Here is a 17,549-nt window from a genome sequence, read left to right as displayed (position 1 = left end):
GACATAATGGATCGAGTCTTTTCATCTCCCCGTATGCCATTCGTCATCAGCATCGCCCAGCTCAATTTCGTGGTGGGTGACGTGCAGGGCAATGCCCAGAAAATCATCCACGCCGCGCGCCAGGCCCATGCCGCCGGCGCCCGCCTGCTGCTCACGCCCGAGCTGGCCCTGTGCGGCTATGCGGCCGAAGACCTGTATCTGCGCCCGGCCTTCCTGACCGCCTGCGAGCAGGCGCTGTCCGAGATCGCCGCCGCGACGGCCGAACTGCCGGGCCTGGCCGTGGTGGTGGGCCATCCGCAGCGCATGCGCCACGCCGTGGGCGAGGCCGACCACAGCCTGTGCCACAACGCCGCCAGCGTGCTGCGCGCGGGCCGCGTCGAGCAGACCTATGCCAAGCAGGAGCTGCCGAACTACGGTGTCTTCGACGAGCGCCGCTATTTCGTGCCGGGCCAGAGCAGCTGTGTGTTCGAGGTCGAGGGTGTGCGCATGGGGCTGCTGATCTGCGAGGACGCCTGGTTCCCCGGCCCCGCCCGCCGCGCGCGGGAGGCGGGGGCGCAGATGCTGCTCACGCTCAACGCCTCGCCCTACCACCTGGGCAAGGGCGCCGAGCGCGAGCAGGTCATGCGCGAGCGCGTGCGCGAGACGGGCCTGCCCCTGGTCTACGCCCATCTGGTGGGCGGGCAGGACGAGGTGGTGTTCGAGGGCCGATCGTTCGCCCTGGCGGCCGACGGCAGCGTGGTGGCACGCGCGCCGGGATTTGAAGAAAAATTGCTGTTTGCGCAGGTGGATAAAGCGCAAGCAGCTATCAATATTGAAGCAGAGGTGGCGCCGCAAGAAAGCTGGGAGGCCGAGCTGTGGTCGGCCCTGGTGCTGGGCGTGCGCGACTACGTGGGCAAGAACCGCTTTCCCGGCGTGCTGCTGGGGCTGTCGGGCGGCATCGATTCGGCCCTGGTGCTGGCCATCGCCGTGGACGCCTTGGGCGCGGACAAGGTGCGCACCGTGATGATGCCCTCGCCCTACACGGCCGACATCAGCTGGATCGACGCGCGCGACATGGCCGAGCGCCTGCAGGTGCGCTACGACGAGATCGCCATCGCACCGCAGTTCGAGGCCTTCCAGGCCGCGCTGGCGCTGCATTTCGCCGGCCTACCCGAAGACACGACCGAGGAGAACCTGCAGGCGCGCATCCGCGGCACGCTGCTCATGGCGCTGTCCAACAAGTTCGGCAGCGTGGTGCTCACCACGGGCAACAAGAGCGAGATGGCGACGGGCTACTGCACGCTCTATGGCGACATGGCCGGCGGCTTTGCCGTCATCAAGGACGTGGTCAAGACCCGCGTGTTCGCGCTGGCGCGCTGGCGCAATGCCCATGACCCCTACGGCACGGGCGCCAACCCCATTCCCGAGCGCATCATCACGCGGCCGCCCAGCGCCGAGCTGCGCCCCGACCAGAAAGACCAGGACAGCCTGCCGCCTTATGAGGTGCTCGATGCAATCGTCGAGCGCTACATGGAAAATGACGAACCCATCGACGACATCGTGCGCGCGGGCTTTGACCGGGCCGACGTGGAACGCGTGACCCGCCTCATCAAGATAAACGAGTACAAGCGCCGCCAGGCGCCCGTGGGGGTGCGCGTCACGCGCCGCAGCTTCGGCAAGGATTGGCGCTACCCCATCACCAACCAGTTCAGGGCCTGAGCCGCCGCCACGTTGCTGCGCTGCCCGGGGCCATGCCCACCGCCTTTACCCACCATTCAGGAGTTCCCGCCATGCAAATGATCACCGCCGTCATCAAGCCCTTCAAACTGGAAGAGGTGCGGGAGGCGCTGGCCGAATGCGGCGTGACGGGCCTGACCGTGACCGAGGTGAAGGGCTTCGGCCGCCAGAAGGGTCATACCGAGCTGTACCGCGGTGCCGAATACGTGGTGGACTTTCTGCCCAAGGTGAAGATCGAGGTGGTGGTGCGCACCGAGGACGTGGACCGCTGCGTGGACGCCATCGTGAATGCCGCGCGCACCGGCAAGATCGGCGACGGCAAGATCTTCGTGACCGCCGTGGAGCGCGTGGTGCGCATCCGCACGGGCGATCTGGACGACGCGGCCGTGTGACGACGCGGCGGGCGCCGCCGTCTGTTCAGATCACGCTGCGCAGCGGAATGGCCTCGGCGTTGGCGCCCGCGTCCTGCACCAGCGAGGCGAGCAGGGCATCGGGCTCGCTCCCCGTGCGGATCAGTCCCATCTGCCACTCGCCCATGAGGCCGCTGCGCACGGCGTGCTGCAAGAAGCCCAGCATGTCGGTGTAGTAGCCATCGGTGTCGAGCAGGCCGATAGGCTTGTCGTGGTAGCCCAGCTGGCGCCAGGTCCAGACCTCGAACAGCTCCTCCAGCGTGCCGATGCCGCCGGGCAGGGCCACGAAGGCGTCGCTGCGCTCTGCCATCATGGCCTTGCGCTCGTGCATGCTCGTGACGATGTGCAGCTCGTCACACTGGTGGTTGGCCAGCTCCTTGTCCACCAGGGCCTGCGGGATCACGCCCACCACGCGGCCGCCGGCCTGGCGGGTGGCCTCGGCCACCGTGCCCATGAGGCCACTGCGGCCACCGCCATAGACCAACTGCCCGCCATGCTCGCCAATCCAGCGGCCCACGGCCACGGCGGCCTCGGTGAACAAGGGGTTGTTGCCCGGGCGGGAGCCCAGGTACACGCAGATCGAAAAAGCGACGTCAGCCATGAAAAAACCTTTGATAGAGCGCTGCAGCCCAGATGCCGGCGCACAGCAGCAGGCTGAGCAGCACGGCGGCGCTGCCCATGTCCTTGGCGCGTTTGGACAGGTCGTGCAGTTCGAGGCCGATGCGGTCAATCGCCGCCTCGATGCCGGAGTTGAGCAGCTCGGTGATCAGCACCAGCACCACGGAGCCTGCCAGCAAGGCCACCTGCACCCAGTCCTGCCCCAGCCAAAGCGATAGCGGCAGCAGCACGGCGGCCAGTAGGACTTCTTGACGGAAGGCCTTTTCCCCCCAGCCCGCGCGCAGGCCCACCAGGGAATAGCCCGTCGCATGCCATAGCCGGTTCAGGCCGGTGCGGCGCTTGTGGGGGTGGACGGTCGAGTCGTTGGGCATGTGTTGGAGATGGTCGCGCCGGCAGCAGGTGTTCTGGGTGGGAACGGGGTTGTGCCCGCGCGGGAAAGGGAAAACCTGCCCGCTATTTCTTCTTGCGTGGACGTGGCGGCACCTCGTGGTGCACCAGGCGGGTGCCCGCCAGCGCGTCGTGCCAGAACTGGCGCTGCGGGTGGAAGCGGCTCAGCAGGGCCCAGACGGCTACCCAGCCCAGGACGAGTACGGTGGATTCTCCGCCCGACAGATGGAACGGTGCGATGGCCGCAAGTGGCGGCAGGAACCACAGCCAGCTCAGCACGTAGCGCAGCAGGGCGCGTGGCTGGCTGATGGCGCGGCCCTGGCGGTCCACCATGCGGATATGCCAGGTTTTCATGGCCAGGGTATGCCCCCGGGACCAGAACCAGACGAAGTAGATGCCGAAGATGACGAACAAAAAAGCCTGCAGCGCATGGCGGTTGTCCAGCGCATGGCGCGTCTGCGTCAGCGTGCCGAACAGGTAGCCGGCGATGAACACCACGCCGAACATCAGCATGCCCTCATACAGCCAGCAGGCCATGCGCCGGCGCAGCGGCGGCGCCATGCCGCTGCTGGTCATCGGGGTCTGCGCGGATGGGGCTCCGGCGGAAGGTGGCAGGGCGGTGCCTGGCTGGCTGGAGGCGGGCATGCGATGCGGGAACAGGTCGACGGGCGTTTACTGGGGCGGGTGCAACGGCGTGAGGTCGTGCAGCGGCTCTTCCTTCACCTCTGGCTCGGAGGCGGGTGGCAGCGGCGGCAGCGGCGCAGGCACGGCCGATGGGGCTGGAATCGCCATGGTTTCTACCACGACCGGTGGGGGCGGGGGCGGTACGGGCAGGGCCTGGGGGGAGTGGAACTCCGCAGGTGCCTGGATTTTCGGCGGGTTGAGCACGGCGGGCGGCGCGCTGGTGGCCGCTGGCACGCGTGCCAGCTTCTTGGGCGAAACCGGGCGTACGGAGGTGGCGGCGCCCGTGGGCCTGGGGGCGGCCTTGGCCGCCAGTCGTTTCTTTTCCTCTGCGCTCAGGGCCTGGTATGCCTCCCACTGGGCGCGCTTGCTGTTGGGGGTGAGCTTGCTGGCTGCCGCGTAGTTCAGCCGTGCCTGGCTGCGCTGCTGGGCACTCAGGCTGGCCCAGTCCGTGATGCGGTCGAGCATCTTGGCTTGCTCTTCCGGGGATAGCGCATGAAAGCCCGCCGCCAGGGTCAGCCAGTTGCGCTTTTGCACCTCGCTCAGCACGCTCCAGCGCTCGGCCAGCGGGTAGAGCGCTTCCTTCTGGGCAGTGTTCAGCGCGCTCCACGGCGGGCCTGCCTCCGGCTGGGGGGTTGCCCGGGCTTCGCCATGGACCTTGTGCTTGCCCCCGCCCAGCGCCTCCACGGGGACGGGAGTGCTGGGCGCGACGCGCACATAGGCCGCCATCTTCCAGCCAGCCACCGCCAGCAGACCCAGCAACACAAAAGCCAGCAGGATTGCTGGCGACTTGTGGGGGGGGGCGTGCGGAGGCGAGACGTGCATGCAGACGGCGGCAAGTGGGTAGGGTGTTACTGGGTCTGGGTGTCAGACTTGAGGAACTGAAGGAAGCCCGGATCGGCGTAGGCCGAGGGGGGCAGGTCGTCCGTCAGCAGAGCGGCGTCCACCTCGGCAATTTCCGTGGCTACTGTCTCATCTTGCACCATGTTGATGAAAACCAGACCCGCGAACAGGGCTGTCAGCGGAACGGCGGACACCAGTGCGCGCCACCAGTTGCCGCCCTCGCTGCCCCAGCCGCCCAGGGTGGCGGTGGAGCCTTGCGAGGTGACCTGCGTGGCCACCGGGGCGTGCCTGACGGTCTGGGCCGCGGGCATCTTGCGCTTGCCCAGGGCCTGCATGCGGGCGGCGCGCAGGCGTTCGGTGATGTCGTAAGGCAGATCCGCACTGCCGTGCGTGAGGCGCGTGGCGATGCGGCGCGCGTACGCGTCGGCCGCCTGGGATGCTTCCATGGTGGGTTCTGAGGTGCGGTTCATAGCACGATTCCTTTGGCCTTCAGTGCCTTGCTGAGGGTTTGGACGGCACGGAAACAATGTGTCTTGACGCTGCCTTCTGAGCAACCCATGGCGGCAGCCGTTTCCGCGACGTCCATTTCTTCCCAGTAACGCATCAAAAATGCCTCGCGTTGACGCGCGGGCAATTCCTGGATTTCCGCTTCGATGCTGCGCAGGACTTGCGTGCGCCGAACGGCATCTTCCGCGCTTTGCGCCAGTTCGCCCTCGGGCGCGGCGGCGTGGACCTCGAGAAGATCGAAATCGGCGCCATCCTCGCCGGGGCCCTCGAAGTCGCTGAGGCTGGAAAACAGCGCGTTGCGGGTCTTTTGCCGACGAAACCAGTCCAGGGTGCAGTTCGTGAGAATGCGCTGAAACAGCATGGGCAGTTCGCCCGGCGGCTTGTCTCCGTAGTGCTCCGCGAGCTTGAGCATGCTGTCCTGGACGATGTCCAAGGCGGCTTCCTCGTTGCGGACGTGGTAGAGCGCGCGCTTGAAGGCACGCTTGTCCACGCTTTTGAGGAAGTCGGAAAGCTCTTGTTCTGTAGCCAAGGAACGAAAGGCCCCTGAGGGGCGGGCTGAAGCGTCAAAGGGGCACGCGGCGCAGGCTGAAGCCGGCCATTATGGCATTGGCGCGGTTTTTTTTGCGTATGGCCGCGCCAGGCGGTGTGTGCAGTGCAATAATCGGCCCTGCAATTCAAAAAGGCAAACGGGTCCCGGTCCGGCGTAGCACTCATAGCGCCCATGGCCGAGGCCTCAAGTCCCAAGGCGGCTTCACAAGAGCACGCACGAGGGGCACCCAAGGTTTTTCGTTAGAGAAATTCGCAAAGGTTGATCATGGAAATCTCTAAGGCCGAATTGACTTCGGCGGCCGCTGCATCGCACGGCAACAATCCCTCCGCATCGGGCTCCCAGGAACTCATGGGCGCCGAAATCCTCGTCAAGGCCCTGCAGGCCGAGAACGTCCAGTACATGTGGGGCTACCCTGGCGGTGCCGTGCTCTACATCTACGATGCGCTGTACAAGCAGGACACCATCCAGCACGTGCTGGTGCGTCACGAGCAGGCTGCCGTGCACGCCGCCGATGGTTACGCCCGTGCCACGGGCGAGGTGGGCGTAGCGCTGGTCACGTCCGGCCCCGGGCTGACGAATGCCGTCACGGGTATTGCCACGGCCTACATGGATTCGATCCCCATGGTCATCATCTCCGGCCAGGTGCCCACGCCCGCCATCGGGCTGGATGCCTTCCAGGAGTGCGACACCGTGGGCATCACGCGCCCCATCGTCAAGCACAACTTCCTGGTCAAGGATGTGCGCGATCTGGCAGTGACGCTGAAAAAGGCCTTCCACATCGCGCGCACCGGCCGGCCCGGCCCCGTGGTGGTGGACATTCCCAAGGACGTCTCGTTCAAGAAGACTGCCTACCAGGGCTACCCGCAGAGCGTGGAAATGCGCTCCTACAACCCCGCGAAGAAGGGGCACGGGGGCCAGATTCGCAAGGCGTTGCAGCTGCTGCTGACGGCCAAGCGCCCCTACATCTACACCGGCGGCGGCGTGCTGCTGGGCAATGCCTGCAATGAACTGCGGACCCTGGTGGATATGCTGGGCTACCCGGTTACCAACACGCTGATGGGCCTGGGCGCCTATCCGGCCAGCGACCGCAAGTTCCTGGGCATGCTGGGCATGCACGGCACGATCGAGGCCAACAACGCCATGCAGAACTGCGACGTGCTGCTGGCCGTGGGTGCGCGCTTCGACGACCGCGTGATCGGCAACCCCAAGCACTTTGCGCAGAACGACCGCAAGATCATCCACATCGACATCGACCCTTCCTCGATCTCCAAGCGTGTGAAGGTGGACATTCCCATCGTGGGCGACGTGAAGGATGTGCTGACCGAGCTGATCTCCATGGTCCGCGAGACGACCACGCGCCCCGAAGCCGGCGCGCTCGCGGCCTGGTGGGACCAGATCGAGGGCTGGCGCAGCCGCGACTGCCTCAAGTACGACCGCGGCAACCAGGAGGTCATCAAGCCTCAGTATGTGGTCGAGACGCTCTGGAACATGACCAAGGGTACGGACACCTACGTCACGTCCGACGTGGGCCAGCACCAGATGTGGGCCGCGCAGTACTACCGCTTCGACGAGCCGCGCCGCTGGATCAACTCGGGCGGCCTGGGCACCATGGGCGTGGGCATTCCCTACGCCATGGGCATCAAGCTGGCCAAGCCCGATGCCGAGGTGTTCACCATCACCGGCGAAGGCTCGGTGCAGATGAACATCCAGGAGCTGTCCACCTGCCTGCAGTACAACACGCCGATCAAGATCTGCTCGCTGAACAACCGCTACCTGGGCATGGTGCGCCAGTGGCAGGAGATCGAATACTCCGGCCGCTACAGCCACAGCTACATGGACGCGCTGCCCAACTTCGTGAAGCTGGCCGAGGCCTACGGCCACGTGGGCATGCTGATCGAGCACCCTCGCGATGTGGAGCCCGCGCTGCGCGAGGCGCGCAAGCTCAAGGACCGCACCGTGTTCCTGGACTTCCGTACCGACCCCACCGAGAACGTGTTCCCGATGGTGCAGGCCGGCAAGGGCATTACCGAGATGCTGCTGGGGTCGGAAGACCTTTAAGCACAATCGGCCTCCAGCGCTTGTTCATCAAGCGCAAGAAGCTATCAAATGGATAGCATTCACTTTTGACGAATCTATTGCCTGCCGAGCCTGCGCATTACCGTGCGCGGGGGAGGGCAGCGAAAAGAGGAATCTGCACCCATGAAACACATCATTGCCGTTCTGCTCGAGAACGAACCCGGCGCGCTGTCGCGCGTGGTCGGCCTGTTCTCGGCCCGTGGCTACAACATCGAGTCGCTCACCGTGGCGCCCACCGAGGATGCATCGCTGTCGCGCATGACCATCCAGACCACGGGCTCCGACGACGTGATTGAGCAGATCACCAAGCACCTGAACCGCCTCATCGAGGTGGTGAAGGTGGTCGACCTCACCGAGGGTGCCTACACCGAGCGCGAGCTCATGATGGTGAAGGTGCGCGCCGTCGGCAAGGAGCGCGAGGAGATGAAGCGCATGGCCGACATCTTCCGCGGCCGCATCATCGACGTCACCGAAAAGAGCTACACGATAGAGCTGACCGGCGACCAGTCCAAGAACGACGCCTTCCTGCAGGCCATCGACCGTACCGCCATCCTGGAAACCGTGCGCACGGGTGCCAGTGGCATCGGCCGTGGCGAGCGCATCCTGCGCGTGTAAGACAATCCCCGTTTTCCCCTCATTTCCACCTGAACAGAATTTCAACCGGAGCGATCATGAAAGTTTTCTACGACAAAGACTGTGACCTGAGCCTGATCAAGGGCAAGACCGTGGCCATCATCGGCTATGGCTCGCAAGGCCACGCCCATGCCCAGAACCTGAACGACAGCGGCGTGAAGGTCGTGGTCGGCCTGCGCAAGGGCGGCGCATCGTGGGACAAGGTCGGCAAGGCCGGCCTGAACGTTCTGGAAGTGAACGACGCCGTGAAGGCCGCCGACGTGGTCATGATCCTGCTGCCCGACGAGCAGATCGCTGAGGTCTACAAGAACAACGTCGAGCCCCACATCAAGCAGGGCGCCTCGCTGGCCTTCGCCCACGGCTTCAACGTGCACTACAACCAGGTCGTGCCCCGCGCTGACCTGGACGTGTGGATGGTGGCCCCCAAGGCCCCCGGCCACACCGTGCGCAACACCTACACCCAGGGCGGCGGCGTGCCCCACCTGGTGGCCGTGCACCAGGACAAGTCCGGCAAGGCCCGTGACTTGGCCCTGTCCTACGCCATGGCCAATGGTGGCGGCAAGGCCGGCATCATCGAGACCAACTTCAAGGAAGAGACCGAGACCGACCTGTTCGGCGAGCAGGCCGTGCTGTGCGGCGGTGCCGTCGAGCTGATCAAGATGGGCTACGAAACCCTGGTCGAGGCCGGCTACGCCCCCGAGATGGCCTACTTCGAATGCTTGCACGAGCTCAAGCTCATCGTGGACCTGATCTACGAAGGCGGCATCGCCAACATGAACTACTCGATCTCGAACAACGCCGAGTTCGGCGAGTACGTGACCGGCCCTGAGGTGATCAACGAGCAGTCGCGCGTGGCCATGCGCAACGCCCTGAAGCGCATCCAGAACGGCGACTACGCCAAGATGTTCATCCAGGAAGGCCGCCTGAACTACCCGAGCATGACGGCCCGCCGCCGCAACACCGCCGACCACAGCATCGAAGTGGTGGGTGCCCAGCTGCGCGCCATGATGCCCTGGATCGCCAAAAACAAGCTGGTCGACCAGACCCGCAACTGATGCGCAGCACGCGGCCCACGCCGCGTGCCTGCCGCGCTGACACAAGGCCACTTCGGTGGCCTTTTTTGCGTGGGTGCAGCGGATACACTGCATCTTTTCCGCCGGTGCGCGGAAAGACGGTTACTATAAATTTAATAGCTATTCGCGCTTGATGGTAGGGCGCTGGAGGTCAATTGAATGCATGATGGCAATGACGCTGCCGAGGGCGCAGGCGTGATGGTGCGCAAGCGCCGCAAGGGCATCTACGTCCTGCCCAACCTGTTCACGCTGGCGGCGCTCTTCGGCGGGTTCTACGCCATCGTCATGGCCATGGATGGCCGCTTCGATTTCGCGGCCGCGGGTGTGTTCTGTGCCATGGTGCTCGACAGCCTGGACGGGCGCGTGGCACGCATGACCAATACCCAGAGCGCGTTCGGCGAGCAGATGGATTCGCTGTCCGACATGGTCTCGTTCGGGGTGGCGCCGGCGCTGATCGCCTACGAGTGGGCGCTCAGCGGCCTGGGCCGCTGGGGCTGGATCGCGGCCTTCGTCTATTGCTCCTGCGCCGCGCTGCGCCTGGCGCGTTTCAACGTCAACACGGGCACGGTGGACAAGCGCTGGTTCCAGGGGCTGCCGTCGCCGGCGGCGGCGGCGCTGGTGACGGGCTTCATCTGGCTGCTGGCCGACGCCGGCCTGGAGCGCGGCCAGGACGGGCTGCTGACCTGGGAGCAGCTGACCTGGGTGATGTTTGCGCTGACCCTGTATGCCGGGCTCACCATGGTCACCAATGCGCCGTTCTACAGCTTCAAGGATCTGCACCTCAAGCGCAGCGTGCCCTTTACCGCCATCGTGCTCATCGTGCTGGGCATCGCCATCATCAACATCCATGCGCCCACCGTGCTGTTCAGCATCTTCGTGTTCTACGGCGTGAGCGGCTATGGCGTGTATTGGTGGCGGCGCGCGAAGGGCCATCGCGCCAGCGTGATCAGTACCTCCAAGGACGAACCCGAAGAGCGGGGCCTGCATGAGTGAGGCGGGCTGGCGGCGACGGGCCGTGTTTTGTGCTAGAGTTCCCCGCATGCAATTCCTGTCGCTAGCCCTACTACCGATCTTGTCCAACGGGCAGGCATAGTAGCGCGCGCGTACACACACCTACTTCCACGGCCCGTGAGCACCAGCGACGGGCCGTTTTTGTTTCTTGGAGTCGCTGGGGCACAGGCCAGATTCACTGCTGTTCCACGAAAGAGAGCTCCAATGTTGCAGAACCCCTCCACCAAGTACCGCCCCTTCACTCCCGTGCGGCTCAAGGATCGCACGTGGCCCGACGCGCAGATCACCCGTGCACCCATCTGGCTGTCCACCGACCTGCGCGACGGCAATCAGGCGCTTATTGAGCCCATGGATCTGCAGCGCAAGCTGCGCATGTTCGAGATGCTTGTGCGCATCGGCTTCAAGGAAATCGAGGTGGGCTTCCCCGCCGCGTCCCAGATCGAATGGGACTTCGTGCGCAAGCTCATTGACGAGGACCGCATTCCCGACGACGTGACCATCCAGGTGATGACGCCGGCGCGCGAGGAGCTGATCGGGCGCACCGTCGATGCCGTCCAGGGCGCGCGCCGGGTCATCGTCCACGTATACAACGCCGTGGCGCCCGTGTGGCGTACGGTGGTGTTCGGCATGGAGGTGCCCGAGGTCATGGCGCTGGTGGAGCGCCACATTCACCAGGTGCGCGAACTCACCGATGCACGGCCCGAAACCGAATGGGTGCTGCAGTATTCGCCCGAGACCTTCAGTCTGGCCGAGCTCGACGTGTCGCTGCAGGCCTGCGAGACGGCGATCACCGCCTGGGGCCCGGGTCGTCCCATCATCCTGAACCTGCCAACGACCGTGGAGGCGTCCACGCCCAACATCTTTGCCGACCAGATCGAGTGGATGGCGCGGCGCTTCGCAGGCCGGCCCGAGGTGGTGCTGTCCGTGCACCCGCACAACGACCGCGGTACCGGCACGGCCGCTGCCGAGATGGCGCTGATGGCCGGCGCCCACCGCGTGGAAGGCTGCCTGTTCGGCAACGGCGAGCGCACTGGCAACCTCGACATCGTCAACGTCGCGCTCAACATGTACGTGCAGGGCGTCTCGCCGGAGTTGGATTTCTCGGACATCGACGCCATCCGCGCCGAGGTGGAGCACTGTAACCAGTTGCCTGTGCCGGCGCGCCATCCCTATGCGGGCGACCTCGTCTATACGTCGTTCTCGGGTTCGCACCAGGACGCCATCAAGAAGGGCTTCGCCGCGCGCCGCCCGGATGACGTGTGGGAGATTCCCTATCTGCCTATCGACCCCAAAGACCTGGGCCGCAGCTACGAGGCGGTGATCCGCGTCAATAGCCAGTCGGGCAAGGGCGGCATGGCCTACCTGCTGGAGACGGAATACGGTATGCAACTGCCGCGTCGCCTGCAGATCGAGTTCAGCCAGGCCGTTCAGCGCGAGATGGACGCCAGCGGCAAGGAGTTGACGGCGGCCGATCTGTGGGAACTTTTCCAGCGTGAATACCGCTTCGGTGCCGCGGTGACGCCGGCCTACCGCATGCAGGGTGAAAGTGGCACCGTCGCTTTGACGGCCAGCCTGCAGTGGCAGGACGAGAGGCTTGAGATCGAAGGCGAGGGGACCGGCCCCATAGATGCCTTTGTGCAGGCTCTGTCCTCAGCGCTTGGCCGAGGAGTGCGGGTGCTGGACTTCAACGAACACGCCATCAGCGAGGGCGCCAACGCCAAGGCCGTGGCCTACGTGGAGATGCGGATCGACGAGCAGTACACGGTGTACGGTGTCGGCATGGATGCCAACATCGTTTCCGCGTCCATCCGCGCCATTCTCTCGGGCATGCAGCGTGCGCCGCAGGCGCAGGCCGTTGCGGCATAGCCATTCATTCCCACCAAAACGACAGAGGCAACCCATGACCACCGACAAACTCATCATTTTCGACACCACCTTGCGCGACGGCGAGCAGTCTCCGGGCGCATCGATGACGCGCGACGAGAAGCTGCGCATCGCCCGGCAGCTGGAGCGTCTGAAGGTGGATGTGATCGAGGCCGGCTTCGCCGCCAGCTCCAATGGCGACTTCGAGTGCATACAGGCCATCGCCAACGCGATCAAGGATTCCACCGTGTGCTCGCTGGCGCGCGCCAACGACCGCGACATCGCGCGCGCCGCCGAGGCGCTCAAGGGCGCCAACCGCGGGCGCATCCACACCTTCATCGCCACCAGCCCGCTGCACATGGAAAAGAAGCTGCGCATGACGCCCGAGCAGGTGCTGGAGCAGTCCATCCAGGCCGTGCGCTTCGCGCGCAACCTGGCGGGAGACATCGAGTACAGCGCGGAAGACGGCTATCGCAGCGAGATCGACTTCCTGGCCCGCGTGTGCGAGGCCGTCATCAAGGAAGGCGCCACCACCATCAACATCCCCGACACCGTGGGTTACGCCATTCCCGAGCTGTACGGCAACTTCATCAAGACGCTGCGCGAGAAGGTGCCCAACAGCGACAAGGCCATCTGGAGCGTGCACTGCCACAACGACCTGGGCATGGCCGTGGCCAATTCGCTGGCGGGCGTGAAGATCGGCGGGGCGCGCCAGGTGGAGTGCACCATCAACGGCCTGGGCGAGCGCGCGGGCAACTGCTCGCTGGAAGAGGTGGTCATGGCCGTGAAGACGCGCAAGGACTACTTCGGCCTGCAGGTCAACATCGACACCCAGCACATCGTGGCCGCCAGCCGCATGGTGAGCCAGACCACAGGCTTCGTCGTGCAGCCCAACAAGGCCGTGGTGGGCGCCAATGCGTTCGCCCATGCCTCGGGCATCCACCAGGACGGCGTGCTCAAGGCGCGCGACACTTACGAGATCATGCGCGCCGAGGACGTGGGCTGGAGCGCCAACAAGATCGTGCTGGGCAAGCTCAGCGGCCGCAACGCCTTCAAGCAGCGCCTGCAGGAGCTGGGCGTGCAGTTGGAGAGCGAGGGCGAGATCAATGCCGCCTTCGCCAAGTTCAAGGAACTGGCTGACCGCAAGAGCGAGATCTTCGACGAGGACATTCTGGCCCTGGTGAGCGACGAGAGCGTCACCAGCGAGAAGGAGCAGTTCGGCTTCGTGTCGCTGGCGCAGCACAGCGAGACCGGCGAACGCCCGCAGGCCACGGTGGTCTTTACCGTGGACGGGAAGGAGGTGCGCGGTGCGTCGGACGGCAACGGCCCGGTCGATGCGTCCCTGAAGGCGATTGAGTCGCACGTGCAGAGCGGGGCGGAGATGGTGCTGTATTCGGTCAACGCCATCAGCGGCTCCACCGAGAGCCAGGGCGAGGTCACCGTGCGCCTGCAAAGCGCCGGCCGGGTGGTCAATGGCGTGGGCGCGGACCCGGATATCGTGGTGGCATCGGCCAAGGCTTACCTGAGCGCCCTGAACAAGTTACAAAGTAAAGCCGAGCGCGTGGCCGCCCAGGGCTGAGTGGCAGTCTTATAATTGAGGCTCTTTCTAAAAGAGTCGCGCAAGGTATTGATCTTGCGCGACTTTTTTCAGTTCTGTACACTGCCATACAGTTGTTGCTGCTTGGAGCAAATGATGCACGTCCGCTTTCGCATCGCCTCCCGTCTTTCCCAGGCCTTGGCCCTGGCGCTCGTAAGTCTTGCTCTCGCATCGCCTGGTGCGCATGCGGCCGAACGCAAGAAGGCCGTTGCCAAGAAACAATCCACGTCGGCCGTGGCCAAGCGGACGGCGGCCAAGTCGGCCGCCAAGGCCCCGCGCAAGGCCGTGACGGCCAAGGTCACCCGTGTGTCTGCGCGCAGCGCAAGGGCGCCGGTGCGCATGGCGGCGGAGCCGGCGCGGCTGTCCTACGGCCAGTTGGCGGGCCTGCATGAGGTGAGTGATCCGCTGGACCTGAAGTCCAGCGTTGCGCTGGTGATCGACCAGGACACCAAAGAGGTCCTGCTCAGCAAGAACGACCATGCCGTGCTGCCGATCGCCTCGCTGACCAAGCTCATGACAGGGTTGCTGATTTCCGAGGCGGCCCTGCCCATGGACGAACCCATCACCATTACGCAGGACGATGTGGATACCGAGAAGGGCAGCGGCTCGCGCCTGACGGTCGGTGCCACGCTGTCGCGGGGCGAGCTGCTGCATCTGGCCCTGATGTCCAGCGAAAACCGGGCGGCCCATGCCCTGGGCCGCACCTTCCCCGGCGGGATGGGCGCCTTCGTCGAACGCATGAACGCCAAGGCCAGGCTGCTGGGCATGACGGACACACGCTATGTCGAGCCCACGGGCCTGTCCAGCAGCAACCAGTCCAGCGCCCATGACCTGGCCACGCTGGTCAATGTGACCCACAGCGACCCGCTGCTGCGCGAGCTGTCCACCTCCCCGAGCCATGAGGTGGCCGTGGGCCGCCGTGTCTTGCAGTACAACAACACCAACCGCCTGGTGAAGAGCCCGGCGTGGGATATCGGTCTGCAGAAGACCGGCTACATCTCCGAGGCGGGGCGCTGCCTGGTCATGCAGGCGCAGGTAGCCGGCCGCAAGCTGATCATGGTGTTCCTCGATTCCGCCGGCAAATTCAGCCGCCTGGGCGATGCCGAACGGGTGCGCTCCTGGGTGGAGAAGGCGCACCCGGTCGGGGGCGCCATCCTCCACGCCAGCACCGGCCCCAAGAGCTGATTCGGCGCCGCCCTCAGTCCGGCATGGAGCAATGTCCGCCCGAGGCGGCCTTGCCCGAGCCGGCGGCGATCAGCGGAGGCTCGAAGCGCAGGTCCACCGGCTTGGAGTGGGACCAGTCCCAGGCCAGGAAGGCGGCAAGCACTGCCCAGAAGGCCAGGCGCAGCGTGGTGTGTCGTGTCATGGTCGATCCTTGTGTTCCAAACGGCGCTCAGAAGCCGAAATGGCGGCGGATGCGCAGACCGAAGATCGTGCCCGCGAAGGCCAGCGGCACCCAGATCCAGCCGTGGATGCTGCCCGTGGAGATGCCCGACAGCATGGCTCCCACGTTGCAGCCGAAGGCCAGGCGCGAGCTGTAGCCCAGCACCAGTCCCGCAACCAGCGCCACGGCCCATTGCGTGCCGTTCAAGGCCTTGGCGGAAGCCGGCTTGCCGGCCGACACCCACAGCGCGCCGCCGAGGATGCCGATGTTGGTGATGCTGGTCACGTCCAGCAGCACGCTCTCTTGCAGGCGTGCGGCGTTGCCGGGCTGGCTCCAGAACCAGTTGCCGGCCAGATCGACCGCACCGGTGGCGCTGGCAATCTTGGCGGCCCACAGGCCGAAGCCGTAGACCACGCCCCAGGGCTGGCCGGCGATCACCAGGTTCAGCGTGGCCAGCAGCGCCAGCAACACCGCACCCAGCATCCACTTGCGCACCAGCAGCGGCTGGGCCGCGCGGCCCAGGCGGACGTTGGCGCGGCCCGCGTACCAGCGCACGGCCACGGCAACCACGGCCAGCGCGGCCAGCGTGAGCAGCAGCGCCTGAACCCAGCCGAGGCGGCTGACCAGGCCCACGGGCTGGGTGCGGCCCAGATCGAGCCAGAAGCCCAGGTGCATGGAGCCCAGAAAGCTGCCCAGGGCGAACAGCGGCAGGATGGCGGCATTCATCGGAATGCCCAGGCCGGCCTTGTACAGCGTGCCGCTGCCGCAGCCGTCGGCGATCTGCATGCACAGGCCGAACACAAAGGCGCCGATCAACAGGCTGACGCTGGGCGGGCCCAGTGCGGCCGTGAGTTCGGGGTAGTGGCCCAGCAGTGGCATGGCCAGCGCCGCGGCCAGCGCCAGCAGCAGCAGCTGGCCCATGACGCCGCTGGCGTCCTTGTCTTCGATGAGCATGCGCCAGCCCGTGGTGAACCCGAAGCGCTGGCCCGCCAGTACCGCGCCCAGGCCCAGGCCCACGGCGAACAGCGCGGCCTGGCGCGCCGAGACGGCCCACAGCAGCCAGCCGAAGAAGACGGCCAGCAGGGCCGCGAGAGGGAGTCGTTTCATGGAGTTATCAAAAAAGTGAGCTGCTAGCGCTTGTGTATCAAGCGCTAGAGGCCGATTTGAGCATCAATCTGCTGCGCGGGCGCGTGGGCCTACTTGAACTTGCGTTCCCACCACTGCTTGGCGTCATAGGCCAGCGATTGCATGCGGCCGGGCTGGTTGGCCATGGGTGGCGGCTCCGGGGACTGGGTCCAGTCCACCATCGAGCCGGCGTAGAGCTTCACGCCGGGCAGGCCCGCGACCTCGGACAGGCCGAACCAGTCGGTGGCGGCCCAGTGGCCGGTGTTGCAGAACGCGACCATGTCCTGGCCCTGCTCGCGCTTGACCTGGGCGGCGATCCGCTGGGCCGTGGCCGTGTCCACGAAGGTGCTGGTGCCGGGCACGAACCACTGGTTGAAGTCGAGCTGCTGCGCGCCGGGCAGGGTGCCCGAGAGCTTGGCCGCCGGTGCACGCACCTTGCCCTGGTAGAAGGCGTCGGGGCGCGAATCGACCAGCGCCGCATTGCTCAGGCGGACATGCTGCTGCACGTCCTCGCGCGTGGCGAGCAGGCCGGTGTCGAGCCGGGGTGCGTACTGGCTGGGCGTTGCCTGCGGCACCTCTGCCGTCTGCGGCAGGCCGGCCTGGTCCCAGGCCTTCATGCCGCCGTTGAGGATGGACAGCTCCTTCAGGCCCAGCAGCTTCAGCGTCCAGTACACGCGGGCGGCGGCGCCGAAGTCGGTCGCATCGGCCCCCGTGGAGACGACCACGGCATGGGTGGAGGGCGTGAGGCCCAGCGACTGCACGAGCGCCGTGAGCTTCGGTGTGTCGGGCAGCTCACCCGGGTTGCTGGCCGGGCCGCGCCACTTGCCGTAGGGGGCGTTCACCGCGCCGGGGATGTGCCGGGCGCCATAGCTGGCGGGATCGCGGATGTCGATCACGCGCGGCGGCGTGGCCTGCGCCGCCTGGGCGTTCAGCTCGGCGGGCGTCAGCAGGGGCTGGGCGGCCCACGCGCCATGGGCGGCAGTGGCGATCACGGCGAGGGCAAGCAGGTGTTTCATGGCAAATACCGATGGACAAGGGGCAAAGACGGCCCGCGATTGTCCCGCCCCAGCACCCA

At 65.9% G+C, this 17,549-nt stretch carries 18 protein-coding genes; 9 read left to right on the top strand and 9 right to left on the bottom strand.

The window, feature by feature from the left end:
• Nucleotides 1-33: 33 nt before the first annotated feature.
• On the top strand, nucleotides 34-1,698 hold the full coding sequence (locus tag BP68_RS02475; protein WP_496368743.1) for an NAD+ synthase: 1,665 nt from the start codon (nucleotides 34-36) through the stop codon (nucleotides 1,696-1,698).
• Between the two features lie 71 nt (nucleotides 1,699-1,769).
• Nucleotides 1,770-2,108 (top strand): P-II family nitrogen regulator, encoded by a 339-nt coding sequence (locus tag BP68_RS02470; RefSeq protein ID WP_496368741.1) that lies wholly within the window; start codon nucleotides 1,770-1,772, stop codon nucleotides 2,106-2,108.
• A gap of 25 nt (nucleotides 2,109-2,133) precedes the next feature.
• Here BP68_RS02470 and BP68_RS02465 read toward each other — a convergent pair whose 3' ends face one another.
• The 6 genes from BP68_RS02465 to BP68_RS02440 form a co-directional block, all read right to left on the bottom strand.
• Nucleotides 2,134-2,727 (bottom strand): LOG family protein, encoded by a 594-nt coding sequence (locus tag BP68_RS02465; RefSeq protein WP_496368739.1) that lies wholly within the window; start codon nucleotides 2,725-2,727, stop codon nucleotides 2,134-2,136.
• Nucleotides 2,720-3,115 (bottom strand): diacylglycerol kinase, encoded by a 396-nt coding sequence (locus BP68_RS02460; RefSeq protein ID WP_496368737.1) that lies wholly within the window; start codon nucleotides 3,113-3,115, stop codon nucleotides 2,720-2,722. The genes BP68_RS02465 and BP68_RS02460 overlap by 8 nt, the downstream gene beginning before the upstream one ends.
• Before the next feature lie 82 nt (nucleotides 3,116-3,197).
• Nucleotides 3,198-3,776: an RDD family protein gene (locus BP68_RS02455; RefSeq protein ID WP_496368735.1), complete on the bottom strand. Its 579-nt coding sequence runs from the start codon at nucleotides 3,774-3,776 to the stop codon at nucleotides 3,198-3,200.
• Between the two features lie 27 nt (nucleotides 3,777-3,803).
• Nucleotides 3,804-4,637 carry a DUF3106 domain-containing protein gene (locus tag BP68_RS02450; protein WP_496368733.1) on the bottom strand — a complete coding sequence of 278 codons (834 nt, stop codon included), beginning with the start codon at nucleotides 4,635-4,637 and terminating at the stop codon, nucleotides 3,804-3,806.
• Nucleotides 4,638-4,663: 26 nt separating this feature from the next.
• Complete coding sequence (locus BP68_RS02445; protein ID WP_496368731.1) at nucleotides 4,664-5,125, bottom strand: DUF3619 family protein; 462 nt, start codon at nucleotides 5,123-5,125, stop codon at nucleotides 4,664-4,666.
• Complete coding sequence (locus tag BP68_RS02440) at nucleotides 5,122-5,691, bottom strand: RNA polymerase sigma factor (RefSeq protein WP_496368729.1); 570 nt, start codon at nucleotides 5,689-5,691, stop codon at nucleotides 5,122-5,124. The genes BP68_RS02445 and BP68_RS02440 overlap by 4 nt, the downstream gene beginning before the upstream one ends.
• 285 nt (nucleotides 5,692-5,976) lie before the next feature.
• Between BP68_RS02440 and BP68_RS02435 the strand changes: the two genes are divergently transcribed.
• The 7 genes from BP68_RS02435 to BP68_RS02405 all read left to right on the top strand — a co-directional run bounded on the left by BP68_RS02435 (nucleotide 5,977) and on the right by BP68_RS02405 (nucleotide 15,150).
• Nucleotides 5,977-7,770, top strand: coding sequence for an acetolactate synthase 3 catalytic subunit (locus BP68_RS02435; protein WP_496368727.1), 1,794 nt, complete (start codon nucleotides 5,977-5,979; stop codon nucleotides 7,768-7,770).
• Nucleotides 7,771-7,911: 141 nt separating this feature from the next.
• On the top strand, nucleotides 7,912-8,403 hold the full coding sequence (ilvN, locus tag BP68_RS02430; RefSeq protein ID WP_015013659.1) for an acetolactate synthase small subunit: 492 nt from the start codon (nucleotides 7,912-7,914) through the stop codon (nucleotides 8,401-8,403).
• Between the two features lie 56 nt (nucleotides 8,404-8,459).
• On the top strand, nucleotides 8,460-9,476 hold the full coding sequence (gene ilvC, locus BP68_RS02425; protein WP_496368723.1) for a ketol-acid reductoisomerase: 1,017 nt from the start codon (nucleotides 8,460-8,462) through the stop codon (nucleotides 9,474-9,476).
• Between the two features lie 177 nt (nucleotides 9,477-9,653).
• Nucleotides 9,654-10,487 carry a CDP-diacylglycerol--serine O-phosphatidyltransferase gene (gene pssA, locus BP68_RS02420; RefSeq protein WP_496368721.1) on the top strand — a complete coding sequence of 278 codons (834 nt, stop codon included), beginning with the start codon at nucleotides 9,654-9,656 and terminating at the stop codon, nucleotides 10,485-10,487.
• A gap of 222 nt (nucleotides 10,488-10,709) precedes the next feature.
• Complete coding sequence (gene leuA, locus BP68_RS02415) at nucleotides 10,710-12,371, top strand: 2-isopropylmalate synthase (RefSeq protein WP_496368719.1); 1,662 nt, start codon at nucleotides 10,710-10,712, stop codon at nucleotides 12,369-12,371.
• A 34-nt stretch (nucleotides 12,372-12,405) separates the two neighbouring features.
• Complete coding sequence (locus BP68_RS02410; protein WP_496368717.1) at nucleotides 12,406-13,947, top strand: 2-isopropylmalate synthase; 1,542 nt, start codon at nucleotides 12,406-12,408, stop codon at nucleotides 13,945-13,947.
• 114 nt (nucleotides 13,948-14,061) lie between these two features.
• Entirely contained in the window at nucleotides 14,062-15,150 is a 1,089-nt protein-coding gene (locus BP68_RS02405; protein ID WP_496368715.1) for a serine hydrolase, read from the top strand.
• Between the two features lie 13 nt (nucleotides 15,151-15,163).
• On the opposite strand, the gene BP68_RS02400 is transcribed toward BP68_RS02405, so the two are convergent.
• From BP68_RS02400 to BP68_RS02390, 3 genes are all read right to left on the bottom strand, one after another.
• On the bottom strand, nucleotides 15,164-15,331 hold the full coding sequence (locus BP68_RS02400) for a hypothetical protein (RefSeq protein WP_496368713.1): 168 nt from the start codon (nucleotides 15,329-15,331) through the stop codon (nucleotides 15,164-15,166).
• Nucleotides 15,332-15,358: 27 nt separating this feature from the next.
• Complete coding sequence (locus tag BP68_RS02395; protein ID WP_496368711.1) at nucleotides 15,359-16,456, bottom strand: YeeE/YedE thiosulfate transporter family protein; 1,098 nt, start codon at nucleotides 16,454-16,456, stop codon at nucleotides 15,359-15,361.
• 89 nt (nucleotides 16,457-16,545) lie between these two features.
• Nucleotides 16,546-17,490 (bottom strand): sulfurtransferase, encoded by a 945-nt coding sequence (locus BP68_RS02390; protein WP_496368709.1) that lies wholly within the window; start codon nucleotides 17,488-17,490, stop codon nucleotides 16,546-16,548.
• Between the last annotated feature and the right edge of the window lie 59 nt (nucleotides 17,491-17,549).

The organism is Diaphorobacter oryzae DSM 22780 (assembly GCF_059568935.1).
Note: the sequence above shows the minus strand (reverse complement) of the source record. Positions and strands in the feature narration are given on the sequence as shown.

What these genes read in the sequence shown, in the direction of transcription:
- BP68_RS02475 (WP_496368743.1), top strand. Translation starts at nt 34, where the DNA reads ATGCCATTCGTCATCAGCATCGCCCAGCTCAATTTCGTGGTGGGTGAC.
- BP68_RS02470 (WP_496368741.1), top strand. Translation starts at nt 1,770, where the DNA reads ATGCAAATGATCACCGCCGTCATCAAGCCCTTCAAACTGGAAGAGGTG.
- BP68_RS02465 (WP_496368739.1), bottom strand. Translation starts at nt 2,727, where the DNA reads ATGGCTGACGTCGCTTTTTCGATCTGCGTGTACCTGGGCTCCCGCCCG.
- BP68_RS02460 (WP_496368737.1), bottom strand. Translation starts at nt 3,115, where the DNA reads ATGCCCAACGACTCGACCGTCCACCCCCACAAGCGCCGCACCGGCCTG.
- BP68_RS02455 (WP_496368735.1), bottom strand. Translation starts at nt 3,776, where the DNA reads ATGCCCGCCTCCAGCCAGCCAGGCACCGCCCTGCCACCTTCCGCCGGA.
- BP68_RS02450 (WP_496368733.1), bottom strand. Translation starts at nt 4,637, where the DNA reads ATGCACGTCTCGCCTCCGCACGCCCCCCCCCACAAGTCGCCAGCAATC.
- BP68_RS02445 (WP_496368731.1), bottom strand. Translation starts at nt 5,125, where the DNA reads ATGAACCGCACCTCAGAACCCACCATGGAAGCATCCCAGGCGGCCGAC.
- BP68_RS02435 (WP_496368727.1), top strand. Translation starts at nt 5,977, where the DNA reads ATGGAAATCTCTAAGGCCGAATTGACTTCGGCGGCCGCTGCATCGCAC.
- ilvN (WP_015013659.1), top strand. Translation starts at nt 7,912, where the DNA reads ATGAAACACATCATTGCCGTTCTGCTCGAGAACGAACCCGGCGCGCTG.
- ilvC (WP_496368723.1), top strand. Translation starts at nt 8,460, where the DNA reads ATGAAAGTTTTCTACGACAAAGACTGTGACCTGAGCCTGATCAAGGGC.
- pssA (WP_496368721.1), top strand. Translation starts at nt 9,654, where the DNA reads ATGCATGATGGCAATGACGCTGCCGAGGGCGCAGGCGTGATGGTGCGC.
- leuA (WP_496368719.1), top strand. Translation starts at nt 10,710, where the DNA reads ATGTTGCAGAACCCCTCCACCAAGTACCGCCCCTTCACTCCCGTGCGG.
- BP68_RS02410 (WP_496368717.1), top strand. Translation starts at nt 12,406, where the DNA reads ATGACCACCGACAAACTCATCATTTTCGACACCACCTTGCGCGACGGC.
- BP68_RS02405 (WP_496368715.1), top strand. Translation starts at nt 14,062, where the DNA reads ATGCACGTCCGCTTTCGCATCGCCTCCCGTCTTTCCCAGGCCTTGGCC.
- BP68_RS02400 (WP_496368713.1), bottom strand. Translation starts at nt 15,331, where the DNA reads ATGACACGACACACCACGCTGCGCCTGGCCTTCTGGGCAGTGCTTGCC.
- BP68_RS02395 (WP_496368711.1), bottom strand. Translation starts at nt 16,456, where the DNA reads ATGAAACGACTCCCTCTCGCGGCCCTGCTGGCCGTCTTCTTCGGCTGG.
- BP68_RS02390 (WP_496368709.1), bottom strand. Translation starts at nt 17,490, where the DNA reads ATGAAACACCTGCTTGCCCTCGCCGTGATCGCCACTGCCGCCCATGGC.